The sequence below is a fragment of the Streptomyces griseobrunneus genome (assembly GCF_046713465.1).
In the GTDB taxonomy this organism is placed as follows: Bacteria; Actinomycetota; Actinomycetes; order Streptomycetales; family Streptomycetaceae; genus Streptomyces; species Streptomyces microflavus.
In genome coordinates this window covers 5,605,858-5,618,270 of the sequence record NZ_CP177080.1, presented here as the reverse complement: position 1 = coordinate 5,618,270, position 12,413 = coordinate 5,605,858, and the positions used below count along the sequence as shown (strand labels likewise).

Here is a 12,413-nt window from a genome sequence, read left to right as displayed (position 1 = left end):
CGGATCGGAGGCGCTCATGCCGGAGCGTGAGAGCACCACCCACGAGCCCGTGGTCAGCCTGCGCGGCGCCACGGCCACCCTCGGCGCACGCCCCGTGCTGCGCGGGGTGGACCTCGCCGTGCACCGCGGCGAGGTCGTCGCCCTGCTCGGCGCCAACGGCTCCGGCAAGTCCACCGCCGTACGGTCCGCCATCGGCCAGGTCCCGCTGACCGGCGGCACCGTCGAGCTGTTCGGCACCGAGCTGCGCCGCTTCCGCCAGTGGGGCCGGATCGGTTACGTGCCCCAGCGCACCACGGCCGCGGGCGGGGTCCCGGCCACCATCCGCGAGGTCGTCGCCTCCGGTCGGCTGGCCCGTACCAAGCTGCGGTGGCCCGGGAAGGCGGACCGGGCGGCCGTGGACCGGGCCATCGAGCTGGTGGGCCTCGCCGACCGCGCCAAGGACTCCGTGAGCGCCCTGTCGGGCGGCCAGCACCAGCGGGTCCTGATCGCCCGCGCCCTGGCTGCCGAGCCGGAGCTGCTGATCATGGACGAACCGATGGCCGGGGTGGACCTGGCCAGCCAGGAGATCCTGGCGGCGACCCTGCGCGAGCAGGTGGCCCTCTCCACCTCCGTGCTCCTCGTGCTGCACGAGCTGGGCCCGCTGGAGCCGCTGATCGACCGGGCCGTGGTCCTGCGCGACGGCTGCGTGACGCACGACGGCCCGCCGCCCGAGGCGCTCGGCCAGCACGCGCTGCCCGGCCACGACCACGTACACCCCCACGCGGCCGCCGAGCCCGTACGGACGGGACTGCTGACCTGATGCTGTTCGAATTCCTCAACCCTCCCTTCATGCAGCGGGCGCTCATCGCGGCCGTCCTGGTCGGCATCACCGCGCCCGCCATCGGCATCTACCTGGTCCAGCGCCGCCAGGCCCTCATGGGCGACGGCATCGGTCACATCGCGTTGACCGGTGTCGGCCTCGGCTTCCTGCTCTCCACCAGCCCCGTCTGGATGGCCACCGCCGTCGCCGTGGCCGGTGCCGTCGTCATGGAGCTGATCCGCTGGTACGGGCACACGCGCGGCGACCTCGCCCTGGCGATGCTCTTCTACGGGGGCATGGCGGGCGGCATCATGCTGATCAACCTGTCCGAGACGGGGTCCAACGCCAACCTGACCTCGTACCTCTTCGGCTCCCTCTCCACCGTCTCCGAGTCCGACGTCATCGCGATCTGCGTGCTGGCCGCCTTCGTGGTGCTGGTCACCGTGGGGCTGCGGCGGCAGCTGTTCGCGGTCAGCCAGGACGAGGAGTTCGCCCGGGTGACCGGGCTGCCGGTGCGGGTGCTCAACCTGCTGATCGCAGTGGTGGCCGCCGTGACGGTGACCGTCGCGATGCGGGTCGTCGGGCTGCTGCTGGTCAGCGCGCTGATGGTGGTGCCGGTGGCGGCAGCCCAGCAGATCACCAAGTCCTTCAAGGTGACCTTCGTGCTCTCCGTGATGATCGGCACGGCCGTGACCCTGGCCGGCACCGTGACCTCGTACTACCAGGACGTCCCGCCGGGCGCGACGATCGTGCTGCTGGCCATCGCGGTGTTCGTCGCACTGACCGCACTTGCCGCTCCGCTCGCGAAACGCCGGGCCAGGGCGAGCGAGGCGAAGGGGGCCGAGTGCACCCTGGAGGTACCGGCGGCCCGCCGGTCCTCGGGTGACGTGCGCGTTTGAGTGCGGCGCCCGGGCGGGCTGGCACAATGGCCCGACACATGTACGGGCGACACGAGGAGGCACCTGTGGCCACGGCGCCGATCAGTGGCACGAACGCAGCGCCGGTACGCGGCCGGTCCACCCGGCAGCGGGCGGCGGTGGCGGCGGCCCTCGACGAGGTCGACGAGTTCCGCAGCGCCCAGGAGCTGCACGACGTGCTCAAACACCGCGGCGACTCCGTGGGCCTGACCACGGTCTACCGGACCCTGCAGTCCCTCGCCGACGCGGGCGAGGTCGACGTCCTGCGCACCACCGAGGGCGAGGCCGTCTACCGGCGGTGCTCGACCGGTGACCATCACCACCACCTGGTCTGCCGGCTCTGCGGCAAGGCGGTGGAGGTCGAGGGTCCCGCCGTCGAACAGTGGGCCGAGACGATCGCCGCCCAGCACGGCTATGTGAACGTCGCGCACACCGTCGAGATTTTCGGCACGTGTGCGGAGTGCGCCGCGAGCAAGAAGTAAGCGCGCGAACGTAAAAGAAGAGGGCCCTGTACGCGTACAGGGCCCTCTTCCACGTTCTACGTCACTTCTCCGCGGCCTCCGCCGCCTGGGCTGCTGCCGCAGCCTCCACCGCTTCCGCCCCGCCGAAGCGGCGGTCGCGCTGGGCGTACTCCAGGCAGGCCCGCCACAGGTCCCGACGGTCGAAATCCGGCCACAGGACGTCCTGGAAGACCATCTCGGCGTACGCGCTCTGCCAGATCAGGTAGTTCGAGGTGCGCTGCTCGCCGCTGGGGCGCACGAAGAGGTCCACGTCCGGCATGTCCGGGTAGTACATGTACTTCGCGACGGTCTTCTCGTTCACCTTGGACGGGTCGAGCTTCCCGGCCGCCACGTCCCGGGCGATGCGCTGCGCGGCGTCCGCGATCTCGGCGCGGCCGCCGTAGTTGACGCAGAAGTACAGCGTCATCCTGTCGTTGTCCTTGGTCTGCTCCTGGGCGACCTGGAGCTCCTGGACGACGGACTTCCACAGCTTGGGCATGCGGCCCACCCAGCGGATACGGATGCCGAGCTCGTCCATCTCGTCGCGGCGGCGGCGGATCACGTCACGGTTGAAGTTCATCAGGAACTTCACCTCGTCCGGCGAGCGCTTCCAGTTCTCCGTGGAGAAGGCGTAGAGCGAGAGGTTCTTGACGCCCATCTCGATACACCCCTTGAGAACGTCCATGACGACGCCCTCACCGACCTTGTGGCCCTCGGTGCGGGGCAGACCCCGCTCCTTGGCCCAGCGGCCGTTACCGTCCATCACGACGGCGACGTGCTGGGGCACCAGCTCGCCGGGGATCTTCGGAGGCGTCGCGCCCGAGGGGTGCGGCTCGGGGGTCTTGTACGTGCGCCGGTTACGGCCGCCGAGGATCCCGCGTACTGCCATGAGCTTCTCAGTCTCCCTGTGTCACTTCTTTACGCAACGCGTCGCTCTCTTGGGGCCCGCGTCACTTCTCCACGTACCGCAGCGAGCGCAGGCCGCGCTCCAGATGCCAGTGCAGATAGGCGGACACCAGCCCGCTCCCCTCCCTGACATGGCGTGCCTCGCAGGCGTCCGCCGTCGCCCAGTCGCCACTGAGCAGCGCGCTCAGCAGCCCCAGGGCCTGTGCCGAGGGTACGACGCTCCCGGGGACCCGGCAGTCACCGCATATGACGCCCCCCGCGGCGACGGAGAAGAACCGGTTCGGACCCGGCATTCCGCACTTGGCGCAGTCCTCGAAGCTCGGCGCGTACCCGTTCACCGCGAGCGAGCGCAGCAGGAACGCGTCCAGGATCAGATGGGGCGCGTGCTCGCCGCGGGCGAGGGTGCGCAGGCCTCCGACGAGGAGCAGGTACTGCTGGACGGCCGGCTCGCCCTCGTGGTCGGTGAACCGCTCGGCGGTCTCCAGCATCGCGGTGCCGGCGGTGTAGCGGGCGTAGTCGGCGACGATCCCGCCGCCGTACGGGGCGATGGTCTCGCTCTGGGTGCAGAGCGGCAGACCGCGGCCGATCAGCTCGCTGCCCCGGGCGAAGAACTGCACGTCGACGTGGGAGAAGGGTTCCAGGCGGGCCCCGAACTTGGACTTCGTGCGGCGCACCCCCCGGGCGACAGCGCGGACCCGGCCGTGGCCACGGGTCAGGATCGTGATGATCCGGTCGGCCTCGCCCAGTTTCTGCGTACGCAGCACGACGCCGTCGTCCCGGAACAAGCTCATGGGGCCATTGTCGCGCACACCCGGACGGCCGTTCGCCTCCAGGAGACCCCAGGAGACCTCAGGAGCCCCTAGGAGGGCGTGCGGGCCGCGGCCGCCAGCAGGCGGGCGGTGTCGTCGGCCGGGAGCTTCAGGGCGCCGCCCACCGTCGTCAGGACCTCGCGCTCGGCCGCGCTGTAGGGCCCGTCGGCGAGCGCGATGCGGGCGCCCTGGAGGAGGACCGATTCCCGGCCGGCGGTGGCCAGGTGCGGGGCGAGCGGGGCCAGCACCTCGTGCAGCTCGATGGCGAGGGTCACGCCGCATGCCTCGGCCGCCGGGTCGGAGCGGCCGCCGTACCCGGTGTCGGCGGCCAGCACCTCCACCACGGTGTACAGCTGTTCCTGGGTGCAGTCGTCGAGCCCGGCGTCGCGTACGACCCCGACCGCGGTGTCCAGGACAGTGCGGGAGGTGGTCCCGCCGGCCGCGAGAACGGCCAGGGTCACGGTGTGGACGGCCTCCCGGAGCATCGAGGAGAACCGGGTGGTGGTGGGGTGGTCCAAGGCGTCGGTGGCGAAGCGGGCGCGGCAGGCGGCGCACTCCACGACGGGCCCGGTCTCGCCCCGGCGGGCCAGCGGGATGCCGAGGACGGTGAGGCGGCGGCGGCCGGTGAGGCGGCGGTAGTTGCGGTCCCCACCGCAGCCGGGGCAGAAGAAGGCCCCGTCGCCGACGGCGTCCCAGACCGTGCGGATGCCGCAGAAGACCGGCCTCAGAGCGCGTTGTCCTTTGGCTGACCGCACGTCGCACACCTCCGTAACGCTCCGGCAACATTGCCGTGTGTTGGACGTGATGTTAGCCACATGCGTGATGTGACGTCAGTATCCCGGAGGTCACAACCCTCGGATATGGCCGAACCCCGACCGCCCGGAGCGGGCGGTCGGGGTTCTGGGGCTGCTCCCGTACGGGGTCAAAGCGGACGTCCGTACGAGGGGGCGCCCGGCCGGATCAGCGGGAGGCGCGGTTGACCGCGGAGACGACCGCCTTGAGCGAGGCGCGGGTGGTGTTGGCGTCGATACCGATGCCCCACAGCACCTTGCCGTCGATCGCGCACTCGATGTACGAGGCGGCCTGGGCGCTGGCACCCTCGCTCATCGTGTGCTCGGTGTAGTCCAGCAGCCGGGCGTCGATGCCGGTGGCCTGCAGCGCTTCGAAGAACGCGGAGATCGGGCCGTTGCCCGTTCCGGTCAGCACGGTGTCCGTGCCGTCCACGGTGGCCTCGACGGTCAGGGTGTCCGTGCCGTCGGTGTCGGTGGTGGTCTGGCCGGAACGCAGCTGGATGCGTCCCCAGGCATTCTCGGCGTTCGGCAGGTACTCGTCCTGGAAGGTGGACCAGATCTGCGTCGGGGTGACCTCGCCGCCCTCGGCGTCGGTCTTGGCCTGAATGATCCGGGAGAACTCGATCTGCATCCGGCGCGGCAGGTCCAGCTTGTGGTCGTTCTTCAGGACGTACGCGATACCGCCCTTGCCGGACTGCGAGTTGACCCGGATGACCGCCTCGTAGGAACGGCCGACGTCCTTCGGGTCGATCGGCAGGTACGGCACGGCCCACTCGATGTCGTCGACCGTCTTCCCCTGGGCCGCCGCGTCCTTCTCCATCGCGTCGAAGCCCTTCTTGATGGCGTCCTGGTGGGAGCCGGAGAAGGCGGTGTAGACCAGGTCGCCCGCGTACGGGTGGCGCGGGTGGATCTCCATCTGGTTGCAGTACTCGCTGGTGCGGCGGATCTCGTCGATCTGCGAGAAGTCGATCTGCGGGTCCACGCCCTGCGAGAACAGGTTCATGCCCAGGGTGACCAGGTCGACGTTGCCGGTCCGCTCGCCCTGACCGAACAGGCAGCCCTCGATGCGGTCGGCGCCCGCCATGATGGCCAGCTCGGCGGCGGCGACGGCGGTGCCCCGGTCGTTGTGCGGGTGGACCGACAGGCAGACGAACTCGCGGCGGGTCAGGTTGCGCGACATCCACTCGAAGCGGTCCGCGTGGGTGGAGGGCGTGGAGCGCTCCACGGTGGCGGGCAGGTTCAGGATGATCTCGCGGCCCTCCTCGGGCTGCCAGACGTCACAGACCGCCTCGCAGACCTCCAGGGCGAAGTCCAGCTCGGTGTCGGTGAAGATCTCCGGGCTGTACTGGTAGCCGAAGACCGTCTCGGGACCCAGGATCTTCTCGGCGTACTCCATGACCAGCCGGGTCCCGTCCACCGCGATCTGCTTGACCTGCTCCTTCGACCCCCGGAAGACGACCCGGCGGAAGGTGGGGGCGGTCGCGTTGTACAGGTGGACCGTGGCCCGGCGGGCGCCGACCAGCGACTCGACGGTCCGCTCGATCAGCTCCTCGCGGGCCTGCGTCAGGACGGAGATCGTCACGTCCTCGGGGATCGCGCCCTCTTCGATGATGGAGCGGACGAAGGCGAAGTCGGTCTCGCCGGAGGACGGGAAGCCGACCTCGATCTCCTTGTAGCCCATGCGTACGAGCAGGTCGAACATCTCGCGCTTGCGGGCCGGCGACATCGGGTCGATCAGCGCCTGGTTGCCGTCGCGCAGATCGGTGGACAGCCAGCGGGGCGCCACGGTGATCCGGTTGTCCGGCCAGGTGCGGTCGGCGATGTCCACGGCCTCGTAACCGCGGTACTTGTGGACCGGCATCCCGGACGGCTTCTGCAGCTGCGTCGCGTTGGTGACCGGGGTGGGGCGGCCGACGGAATCAGCGGCGGGGTTCACAGCACCGGCGGGGTTCACGGTGGTCATGGCGTAGGGCTCCTCGGGGTCCGACATGGGGTCGGCCGACGGTGTCGCTGCAGCACCAGACTCCGCGGGGAGGGGGTCGGCCTACGACTACAGGCCCTCGCCGCGGCAGCTAAGGAGAAGCAGCCCGAAACGCATGATGCGACGAGCCTAGCCGAGGGTGGCCCGGGGTGTCGGTCCGTATCAGTATGCGGGACCGGGCATCGATGAGGGGAAAACGGTGACTCATCACTCCATTTCGTCAATCATCATCGCAACCAGTGACAGGACGGTGACGGAGTGCCACAGTCGATGTCATGCAGCCTCGAACCAACGAAGACGGGCTCCACCCCGTCTTCTGCACCATCGTGCCGCCCCACGTCCTCGACAAGCTGTCGCACTCCGGCGACGCCCGGCTGGCCGACCCCGCCCGCCGCACACTGGAGGCCGACGGCCTCCGCCGCAACCGCCGCCGGCTGACGGCCCTGGCCGCCGCGCCCGCCACCCCCACGGCGGGCGCGGTCCCCACCAAGCCCCACCGCACCCTGTACGACTGCGAGAACGGCACCTCCCTGCCCGGCCGCCAGGTCCGCGACGAGGGCGAGAAGCCCACCTCGGACGCCAGCGTCAACCGCGCGTACGCCGGACTCGGCGCCACCTTCGAACTGCTGCTCTCCGCGTACGGGCGCAGTTCGATCGACGGCAAGGGCCTGCCGCTCATCGGCTCCGTGCACTACGGCCACGAGTACAACAACGCGTTCTTCGACGGCGAGCAGATGGTCTTCGGCGACGGTGACGGGGAGATCTTCCTCGACTTCACCTACGCCATCGACGTCATCGCCCACGAACTGGCCCACGGCCTCACCCAGTACACCGCCAACCTGCGCTACGAGGGCCAGTCGGGCGCGCTCAACGAATCCGTCTCCGACGTCTTCGGCTCGCTGGTCAAGCAGTACTCGCTGGGCCAGAGCGCCGAGCAGGCCGACTGGCTGATCGGCGCGGGGCTGCTGGCGCCCCGGGTCAGCGGGGACGCCCTGCGCTCGATGAAGGCCCCCGGCACGGCGTACGACGACGATTTGCTCGGCAAGGACCCGCAGCCCGCGTCGATGGAGGAGTACGTCGAGACGGAGGAGGACAACGGCGGGGTCCACATCAACTCCGGCATCCCCAACCGCGCCTTCTACCTCCTGGCCACCGCACTGGGCGGCAACGCCTGGGAGCGGGCCGGGCAGATCTGGTTCGACGTGCTGACCGGCGGCGAGCTGACGGCCACCGCGGACTTCGCCGAGTTCGCCCGGCTGACGGTCGCGGCGGCGGGCGACCGCTTCGGCGAGCGCGGTGAGCGGGAGGCGGTGCTGAAGGCCTGGTCCGAGGTGGGCGTTCCCACGGCGGAGTGAGCGGGCCGGAGCGAGGCGGGCTTGAGCCCGCGACCGACCCCGGCTAGACAGGACCCCATGCTTATTCAGGTCACCCGCACCGGCGGCTTCGCCGGCATCTCCCGCCACCACGAGGTCGACACCGAGGGTCGGGAGGACGCCACGGAGTGGGAGTCGCTCGCCCAGGAGGTCCTCGCCGGCACCCCGGACGCGCCGCCGTCCGGGGTGCCGGACGGGTTCCGCTACCGGATCACGGTCGGGGACCGCACCGTGTACTGCGCTGACCCCGATCTGACCGGGGCCCAGCGCACGCTGGTCTCACGCATCCTCAAGGAGGGCGCGTGAGACCGGCGCCTTCTTCAGGAGGCTTCCGGAACCCGGGAGGAGGCTTCTAGAACCCGAGCTTGCGCAGCTGCTTCGGGTCGCGCTGCCAGTCCTTCGCGACCTTCACATGCAGGTCCAGGAAGACCGGCGTGCCGAGCAGCGCCTCGATGTGCTTGCGCGACTTGGTGCCGACGTCCTTCAGCCGCTGGCCCTTCGGGCCGATGATGATGCCCTTCTGGCTGGGGCGCTCGATGTAGACGTTGGCGTGGATGTCCAGCAGCGGCTTGTCCGCCGGACGGTTCTCGCGGGGCAGCATCTCCTCGACGACGACCGCGATGGAGTGCGGCAGCTCGTCGCGTACGCCCTCCAGCGCGGCCTCGCGGATCAGCTCCGCGACCATGACCATCTCCGGCTCGTCGGTGAGGTCGCCCTCCGGGTAGAGCGGCGGGCTCTCCGGGAGCAGCGGTGCGATGAGGTCGGCGAGCAGGCCGACCTGCTGGTCCTTGACCGCCGAGACCGGGATGATCTCGGCCCACTCGAAGCCGAGCTCGTCGGAGAGCGCGGAGACGGCGAGGAGCTGTTCGGCCAGCGCCTTCGACTCGACCAGGTCGGTCTTGGTGATGATGGCGATCTTGGGGGTCTTCTTGATCCCCGCGAGCTCCTTGATGATGTATTTGTCGCCCGGGCCGAGCTTCTGGTCGGCGGGCAGGCAGAAGCCGATGACGTCGACCTCGGCCCAGGTGGTGCGCACCACGTCGTTCAGCCGCTCGCCGAGGAGCGTGCGCGGCTTGTGGAGGCCGGGGGTGTCGACCAGGATCAGCTGCGCGTCGTCCCGGTGCACGATGCCGCGCACGGTGTGCCGGGTGGTCTGGGGGCGGTTGGAGGTGATCGCCACCTTCTGACCGACCAGAGCGTTCGTCAGGGTGGACTTGCCCGCGTTGGGGCGGCCCACGAAGCAGGCGAAGCCGGCCCGGTGGGGGGAGGTGGTCTCCGTCTGCTGGGCAGCGGATTCTTGGTTCGGGCGAGCGCTCATGGCGACCATTCTCCCCGATCGCGGCGGCACTCCCGAACAGCGGTCCGCCCGGACGCGCCGGGAGGCCGGTCGGGAGGGCCCCGCGGACGCGCCGGAAGGCCGTACGGAACCGCCGCCCGGGCCGGTCCGTCAGCCCGCTGTGACCCGCAGCCGCAGGGTGCCGTCCGGGCCCGCGAGGAGCACCGGCGTCTCCGGCCCGCCCAGGTCCCGTACGGCCGCGCGGTCCTCGTCGGCGGGGGTCTCGGCGGCGGAGACGACGGCCGCGGCCTCCAGCGAGGTGGCGCCGCTGGCGACGGCCATGGCGACGGCGGTCCGCAGGGCGCTCAGTTTCAGCGACTCCAGCGCCACGGTGCCCGCCACATATGTACGTCCCGTCTCGTCCCGTACGGCGGCGCCCTCGGCCACACCGTTGCGGGCGCGGGCGCTGCGCGCCAGGGTGACGATCTTGCGGTCCTCGGCGTCGAGGGCGGTGGTGTCGGTGGTATCGGTCATGGCACGAGCATACGAAGCACCGGACCGTGCGGATCCACTCACCCCGGCACCGGGTACATCGAGCCGCGCCGCCCCTCGGGCGAGGCGAGCCACTGGAGCTTGGCCTCGCTCCCGGTGTCCGGCAGCGGGATGTGCAGCACGATCGCCAGGTCCGGCCGGGCGGGCACCCGCAGCTGGGTCGCCTCCAGGAACAGCCGGCCGACGAGCGGGTGCTCCACCTCCTTGCGGTTCTGCCCGGCGGGCACGATGTCGCGCCGCTCCCACAGTTCGGCGAAGAGCTCGCTGGCCGCCTTCGCCTCCTCCACGACGGCCCGGAAGCCGTCGTCGTCCGGGCACTCCGAGCAGGCCGCCCGGAACTGGGCCACCACCTGCGGGGCGAGCGCCGCCCAGCTCGGCCCGGTCCGCGCCCGGTAGACCGGGTCGGTGAAGAAGTCGATCAGACAGTTCTGCCGGATGCCGGGGCGCATACCGAGGACCGCGGCGGCCGCGTCGTTGTGGAGGACGGTGTTCCAGTACCGGTCCATGATGTGGGCCGGGTACGGCATCCACGCCTCGATCAGCCGGGTCAGCCCGTCGCACATGTCGGCGTGCGCCGGATCGACCTCCAACGGGGGCGCGTTCAGCCCGGCGAGGACGTACAGATGGCGGCGCTCGGCGCTGCTGAGGCGCAGCACCCGGGCGACGGCGTCCAGCACCTGCGGCGAGACGGTGATGTCGCGGCCCTGCTCCAGCCACTGGTACCAGGAGACGCCGACGCCCGCGAGGACGGCGACCTCCTCCCGGCGCAGACCGGGCGTACGCCGGCGGGCACCGCCGTCCGGGAGGCCCGCGGCGGCCGGGGTGACGCGCGCCCGGCGGCTCCTGAGGAACTCCCGCAGCTCCGCGAGCCGGTGGGCCTTGGTGTCGTCCGTCGCCTGCCGGGTTCTGGTGTCGTCCGTCGCCTGCCGGGCCGGTGTGGCCACGTACTCCCCCTGTGTTGTGGTGCGCCTGCCTGGTGGTGCGGGCAACAGGATAAGTTCCCGCTCCCCACGGATATTCCGGCCGCCGCAGGGTGGGGCCCATGGCGATCGAAACCCCTGGAACCCCTGTCACCTCAGCTCCCCCGCTCCCCCCGGCCCCCGCACCCGCACCCCCGGCCCGGCTCTCCGGCCGCGCCCGGCTCGTCCTCTTCGTGCTGTGCGCCGCCCAGTTCATGGTGGCGCTCGACTTCTCCGTACTGAATGTGGCCCTGCCTGTCCTGGGTGCGGACCTGGGGCTCTCCACCTCGGGGCTCCAGTGGGCGGTGACCGCGTTCGCGCTGCCGTCGGGCGGGTTCCTGCTGCTGTTCGGGAGGATCGCCGATCTGTACGGGCGGCGCCGGCTGTTCCTCGCCGGGCTCACCCTCTTCGGCGCCTCCTCGCTGCTGGCGACCCTGGCCTGGGACCCGGCCTCCTTCCTCGCAGGGCGGGCGCTCCAGGGCCTCGGGGCAGCGGTGATCGTGCCGACCGGGATGTCCCTGCTGACCACCACGTTCCCGGAGGGCCCGCTGCGGGACCGGGCGCTCGGGATCAGCGGGACCCTGCTCTCGCTCGGCTTCACGGTGGGCATGGTGGCGGGCGGCGTCCTCACCGACACGCTGGGCTGGCGCTCCACGATGGGCCTGCTGACCGTGGCCTCGGTGGTGGTGCTGGTGCTGGCCCCGAAGGTTCTGGAGGAGTCGCGTACGCCGGACCGCCCCCGGCTCGACGTACCGGGCGCGGTCGCCGTCACCGGTGGTCTGCTGGCGCTGATCTACTCCCTGTCCACGGCGGCGGAGCACGGCTTCGGCGGCGCGGACGTGCTCGTCACCCTGGTCCTCGGCGTCGGTCTGCTGGCCGCGTTCGTGGTCGTGGAGTCCCGTGCGGCGGCCCCGCTGGTCTCGCTGCCGATGCTGCGGCGGCGGACGGTGGCGTTCGGCAATCTGGGCGGACTCGTCACCTTCTCGATGATGAGCACCGTCGTGTTCGTCCTGACGCTCTACCTCCAGGAGGTCCTGGGCCTCTCGCCGTTCGCCACCGGGCTCGTCTTCGGGGTGCAGGGCGTGCTGTCGGTGGTGGCGGGGATGTACGCGCCGAGGCTGATCGGCCGGATCGGCGCGCGCCGGACCCTGGTGGTGTCGCTGCTGGGCCAGGGGCTGTTCATCGGCGCGCTGCTGGGGCTCGGCACGGATGCGGGGGTCTGGCTGGCCACGGCGGCGGTGTCCCTGGCGAGCATGTGCCATCTGGGCGCGATCATCGCGTACGGCCTGACCGTGACGTCCGGTGTCCCGAACGAGGAGCAGGGGCTCGCGACCGGGCTGGTCACCACGACCCAGCAGGTGGGGCTGACGGTCGGCATCCCGCTGCTGGGGGTGCTGGCGACGACGCAGGGCGGGCTGTTCGACGGCGTACGGACGGTGGTGGCGATCGCGGCGGCCGTCCTGCTGGCGGCGGGCGCGGCGGTGGCGGCGGGGCTGCGCCGCGGCTGACCCTGTGCCGGTACGTGGACGGGCCCGCTCCCCACGGGGGAG

13 protein-coding genes are annotated in these 12,413 nt (G+C 71.2%); 6 read left to right on the top strand and 7 right to left on the bottom strand.

Annotation, left to right across the window (positions count from 1 at the left end):
* The first annotated feature begins 16 nt into the window (after nucleotides 1-16).
* The 3 genes from ACK8N7_RS25430 to ACK8N7_RS25420 all read left to right on the top strand — a co-directional run bounded on the left by ACK8N7_RS25430 (nucleotide 17) and on the right by ACK8N7_RS25420 (nucleotide 2,198).
* Nucleotides 17-799 carry a metal ABC transporter ATP-binding protein gene (locus ACK8N7_RS25430; RefSeq protein WP_500445846.1) on the top strand — a complete coding sequence of 261 codons (783 nt, stop codon included), beginning with the start codon at nucleotides 17-19 and terminating at the stop codon, nucleotides 797-799.
* On the top strand, nucleotides 799-1,698 hold the full coding sequence (locus tag ACK8N7_RS25425) for a metal ABC transporter permease (RefSeq protein WP_500444224.1): 900 nt from the start codon (nucleotides 799-801) through the stop codon (nucleotides 1,696-1,698). Before ACK8N7_RS25430 ends, ACK8N7_RS25425 begins: the two co-directional genes overlap by 1 nt.
* A 65-nt stretch (nucleotides 1,699-1,763) precedes the next feature.
* Nucleotides 1,764-2,198, top strand: coding sequence for a Fur family transcriptional regulator (locus ACK8N7_RS25420; RefSeq protein ID WP_031122831.1), 435 nt, complete (start codon nucleotides 1,764-1,766; stop codon nucleotides 2,196-2,198).
* 61 nt (nucleotides 2,199-2,259) lie between these two features.
* Here ACK8N7_RS25420 and ACK8N7_RS25415 read toward each other — a convergent pair whose 3' ends face one another.
* From ACK8N7_RS25415 to leuA, 4 genes are all read right to left on the bottom strand, one after another.
* Nucleotides 2,260-3,105 carry an isoprenyl transferase gene (locus tag ACK8N7_RS25415; RefSeq protein WP_403208208.1) on the bottom strand — a complete coding sequence of 282 codons (846 nt, stop codon included), beginning with the start codon at nucleotides 3,103-3,105 and terminating at the stop codon, nucleotides 2,260-2,262.
* A gap of 61 nt (nucleotides 3,106-3,166) precedes the next feature.
* Nucleotides 3,167-3,913 (bottom strand): DNA repair protein RecO, encoded by a 747-nt coding sequence (recO, locus tag ACK8N7_RS25410; RefSeq protein WP_015608421.1) that lies wholly within the window; start codon nucleotides 3,911-3,913, stop codon nucleotides 3,167-3,169.
* A gap of 68 nt (nucleotides 3,914-3,981) precedes the next feature.
* On the bottom strand, nucleotides 3,982-4,686 hold the full coding sequence (locus ACK8N7_RS25405) for a tellurite resistance TerB family protein (RefSeq protein ID WP_500444223.1): 705 nt from the start codon (nucleotides 4,684-4,686) through the stop codon (nucleotides 3,982-3,984).
* A gap of 205 nt (nucleotides 4,687-4,891) precedes the next feature.
* Nucleotides 4,892-6,685, bottom strand: coding sequence for a 2-isopropylmalate synthase (gene leuA, locus ACK8N7_RS25400; RefSeq protein ID WP_403208204.1), 1,794 nt, complete (start codon nucleotides 6,683-6,685; stop codon nucleotides 4,892-4,894).
* Between the two features lie 293 nt (nucleotides 6,686-6,978).
* Here leuA and ACK8N7_RS25395 point away from each other — a divergent pair, with 293 nt between their 5' ends.
* Together ACK8N7_RS25395 and ACK8N7_RS25390 are read left to right on the top strand one after the other, a co-directional pair.
* Nucleotides 6,979-8,058 (top strand): M4 family metallopeptidase, encoded by a 1,080-nt coding sequence (locus ACK8N7_RS25395; protein WP_403208202.1) that lies wholly within the window; start codon nucleotides 6,979-6,981, stop codon nucleotides 8,056-8,058.
* A 57-nt stretch (nucleotides 8,059-8,115) separates the two neighbouring features.
* On the top strand, nucleotides 8,116-8,382 hold the full coding sequence (locus ACK8N7_RS25390) for a protealysin inhibitor emfourin (RefSeq protein ID WP_202705062.1): 267 nt from the start codon (nucleotides 8,116-8,118) through the stop codon (nucleotides 8,380-8,382).
* Nucleotides 8,383-8,428: 46 nt separating this feature from the next.
* Here ACK8N7_RS25390 and era read toward each other — a convergent pair whose 3' ends face one another.
* The 3 genes from era to ACK8N7_RS25375 all read right to left on the bottom strand — a co-directional run bounded on the left by era (nucleotide 8,429) and on the right by ACK8N7_RS25375 (nucleotide 10,848).
* Complete coding sequence (era, locus tag ACK8N7_RS25385) at nucleotides 8,429-9,403, bottom strand: GTPase Era (protein ID WP_015608426.1); 975 nt, start codon at nucleotides 9,401-9,403, stop codon at nucleotides 8,429-8,431.
* Nucleotides 9,404-9,523: 120 nt separating this feature from the next.
* The gene (locus ACK8N7_RS25380) at nucleotides 9,524-9,886 is read right to left on the bottom strand and encodes a cytidine deaminase-like protein (RefSeq protein ID WP_403208200.1); all 363 of its coding nucleotides are present in this window, start codon (nucleotides 9,884-9,886) and stop codon (nucleotides 9,524-9,526) included.
* Nucleotides 9,887-9,924: 38 nt separating this feature from the next.
* Nucleotides 9,925-10,848: a helix-turn-helix transcriptional regulator gene (locus tag ACK8N7_RS25375; protein ID WP_403208198.1), complete on the bottom strand. Its 924-nt coding sequence runs from the start codon at nucleotides 10,846-10,848 to the stop codon at nucleotides 9,925-9,927.
* 98 nt (nucleotides 10,849-10,946) lie between these two features.
* Between ACK8N7_RS25375 and ACK8N7_RS25370 the strand changes: the two genes are divergently transcribed.
* Nucleotides 10,947-12,371: an MFS transporter gene (locus tag ACK8N7_RS25370; RefSeq protein WP_500444222.1), complete on the top strand. Its 1,425-nt coding sequence runs from the start codon at nucleotides 10,947-10,949 to the stop codon at nucleotides 12,369-12,371.
* The last annotated feature ends 42 nt before the right edge of the window (nucleotides 12,372-12,413 follow it).

What these genes read in the sequence shown, in the direction of transcription:
- ACK8N7_RS25380 (WP_403208200.1), bottom strand. Translation starts at nt 9,886, where the DNA reads ATGACCGATACCACCGACACCACCGCCCTCGACGCCGAGGACCGCAAG.
- ACK8N7_RS25370 (WP_500444222.1), top strand. Translation starts at nt 10,947, where the DNA reads ATGGCGATCGAAACCCCTGGAACCCCTGTCACCTCAGCTCCCCCGCTC.
- leuA (WP_403208204.1), bottom strand. Translation starts at nt 6,685, where the DNA reads ATGACCACCGTGAACCCCGCCGGTGCTGTGAACCCCGCCGCTGATTCC.
- era (WP_015608426.1), bottom strand. Translation starts at nt 9,403, where the DNA reads ATGGTCGCCATGAGCGCTCGCCCGAACCAAGAATCCGCTGCCCAGCAG.
- ACK8N7_RS25415 (WP_403208208.1), bottom strand. Translation starts at nt 3,105, where the DNA reads ATGGCAGTACGCGGGATCCTCGGCGGCCGTAACCGGCGCACGTACAAG.
- ACK8N7_RS25430 (WP_500445846.1), top strand. Translation starts at nt 17, where the DNA reads ATGCCGGAGCGTGAGAGCACCACCCACGAGCCCGTGGTCAGCCTGCGC.
- recO (WP_015608421.1), bottom strand. Translation starts at nt 3,913, where the DNA reads ATGAGCTTGTTCCGGGACGACGGCGTCGTGCTGCGTACGCAGAAACTG.
- ACK8N7_RS25425 (WP_500444224.1), top strand. Translation starts at nt 799, where the DNA reads ATGCTGTTCGAATTCCTCAACCCTCCCTTCATGCAGCGGGCGCTCATC.
- ACK8N7_RS25395 (WP_403208202.1), top strand. Translation starts at nt 6,979, where the DNA reads ATGCAGCCTCGAACCAACGAAGACGGGCTCCACCCCGTCTTCTGCACC.
- ACK8N7_RS25390 (WP_202705062.1), top strand. Translation starts at nt 8,116, where the DNA reads ATGCTTATTCAGGTCACCCGCACCGGCGGCTTCGCCGGCATCTCCCGC.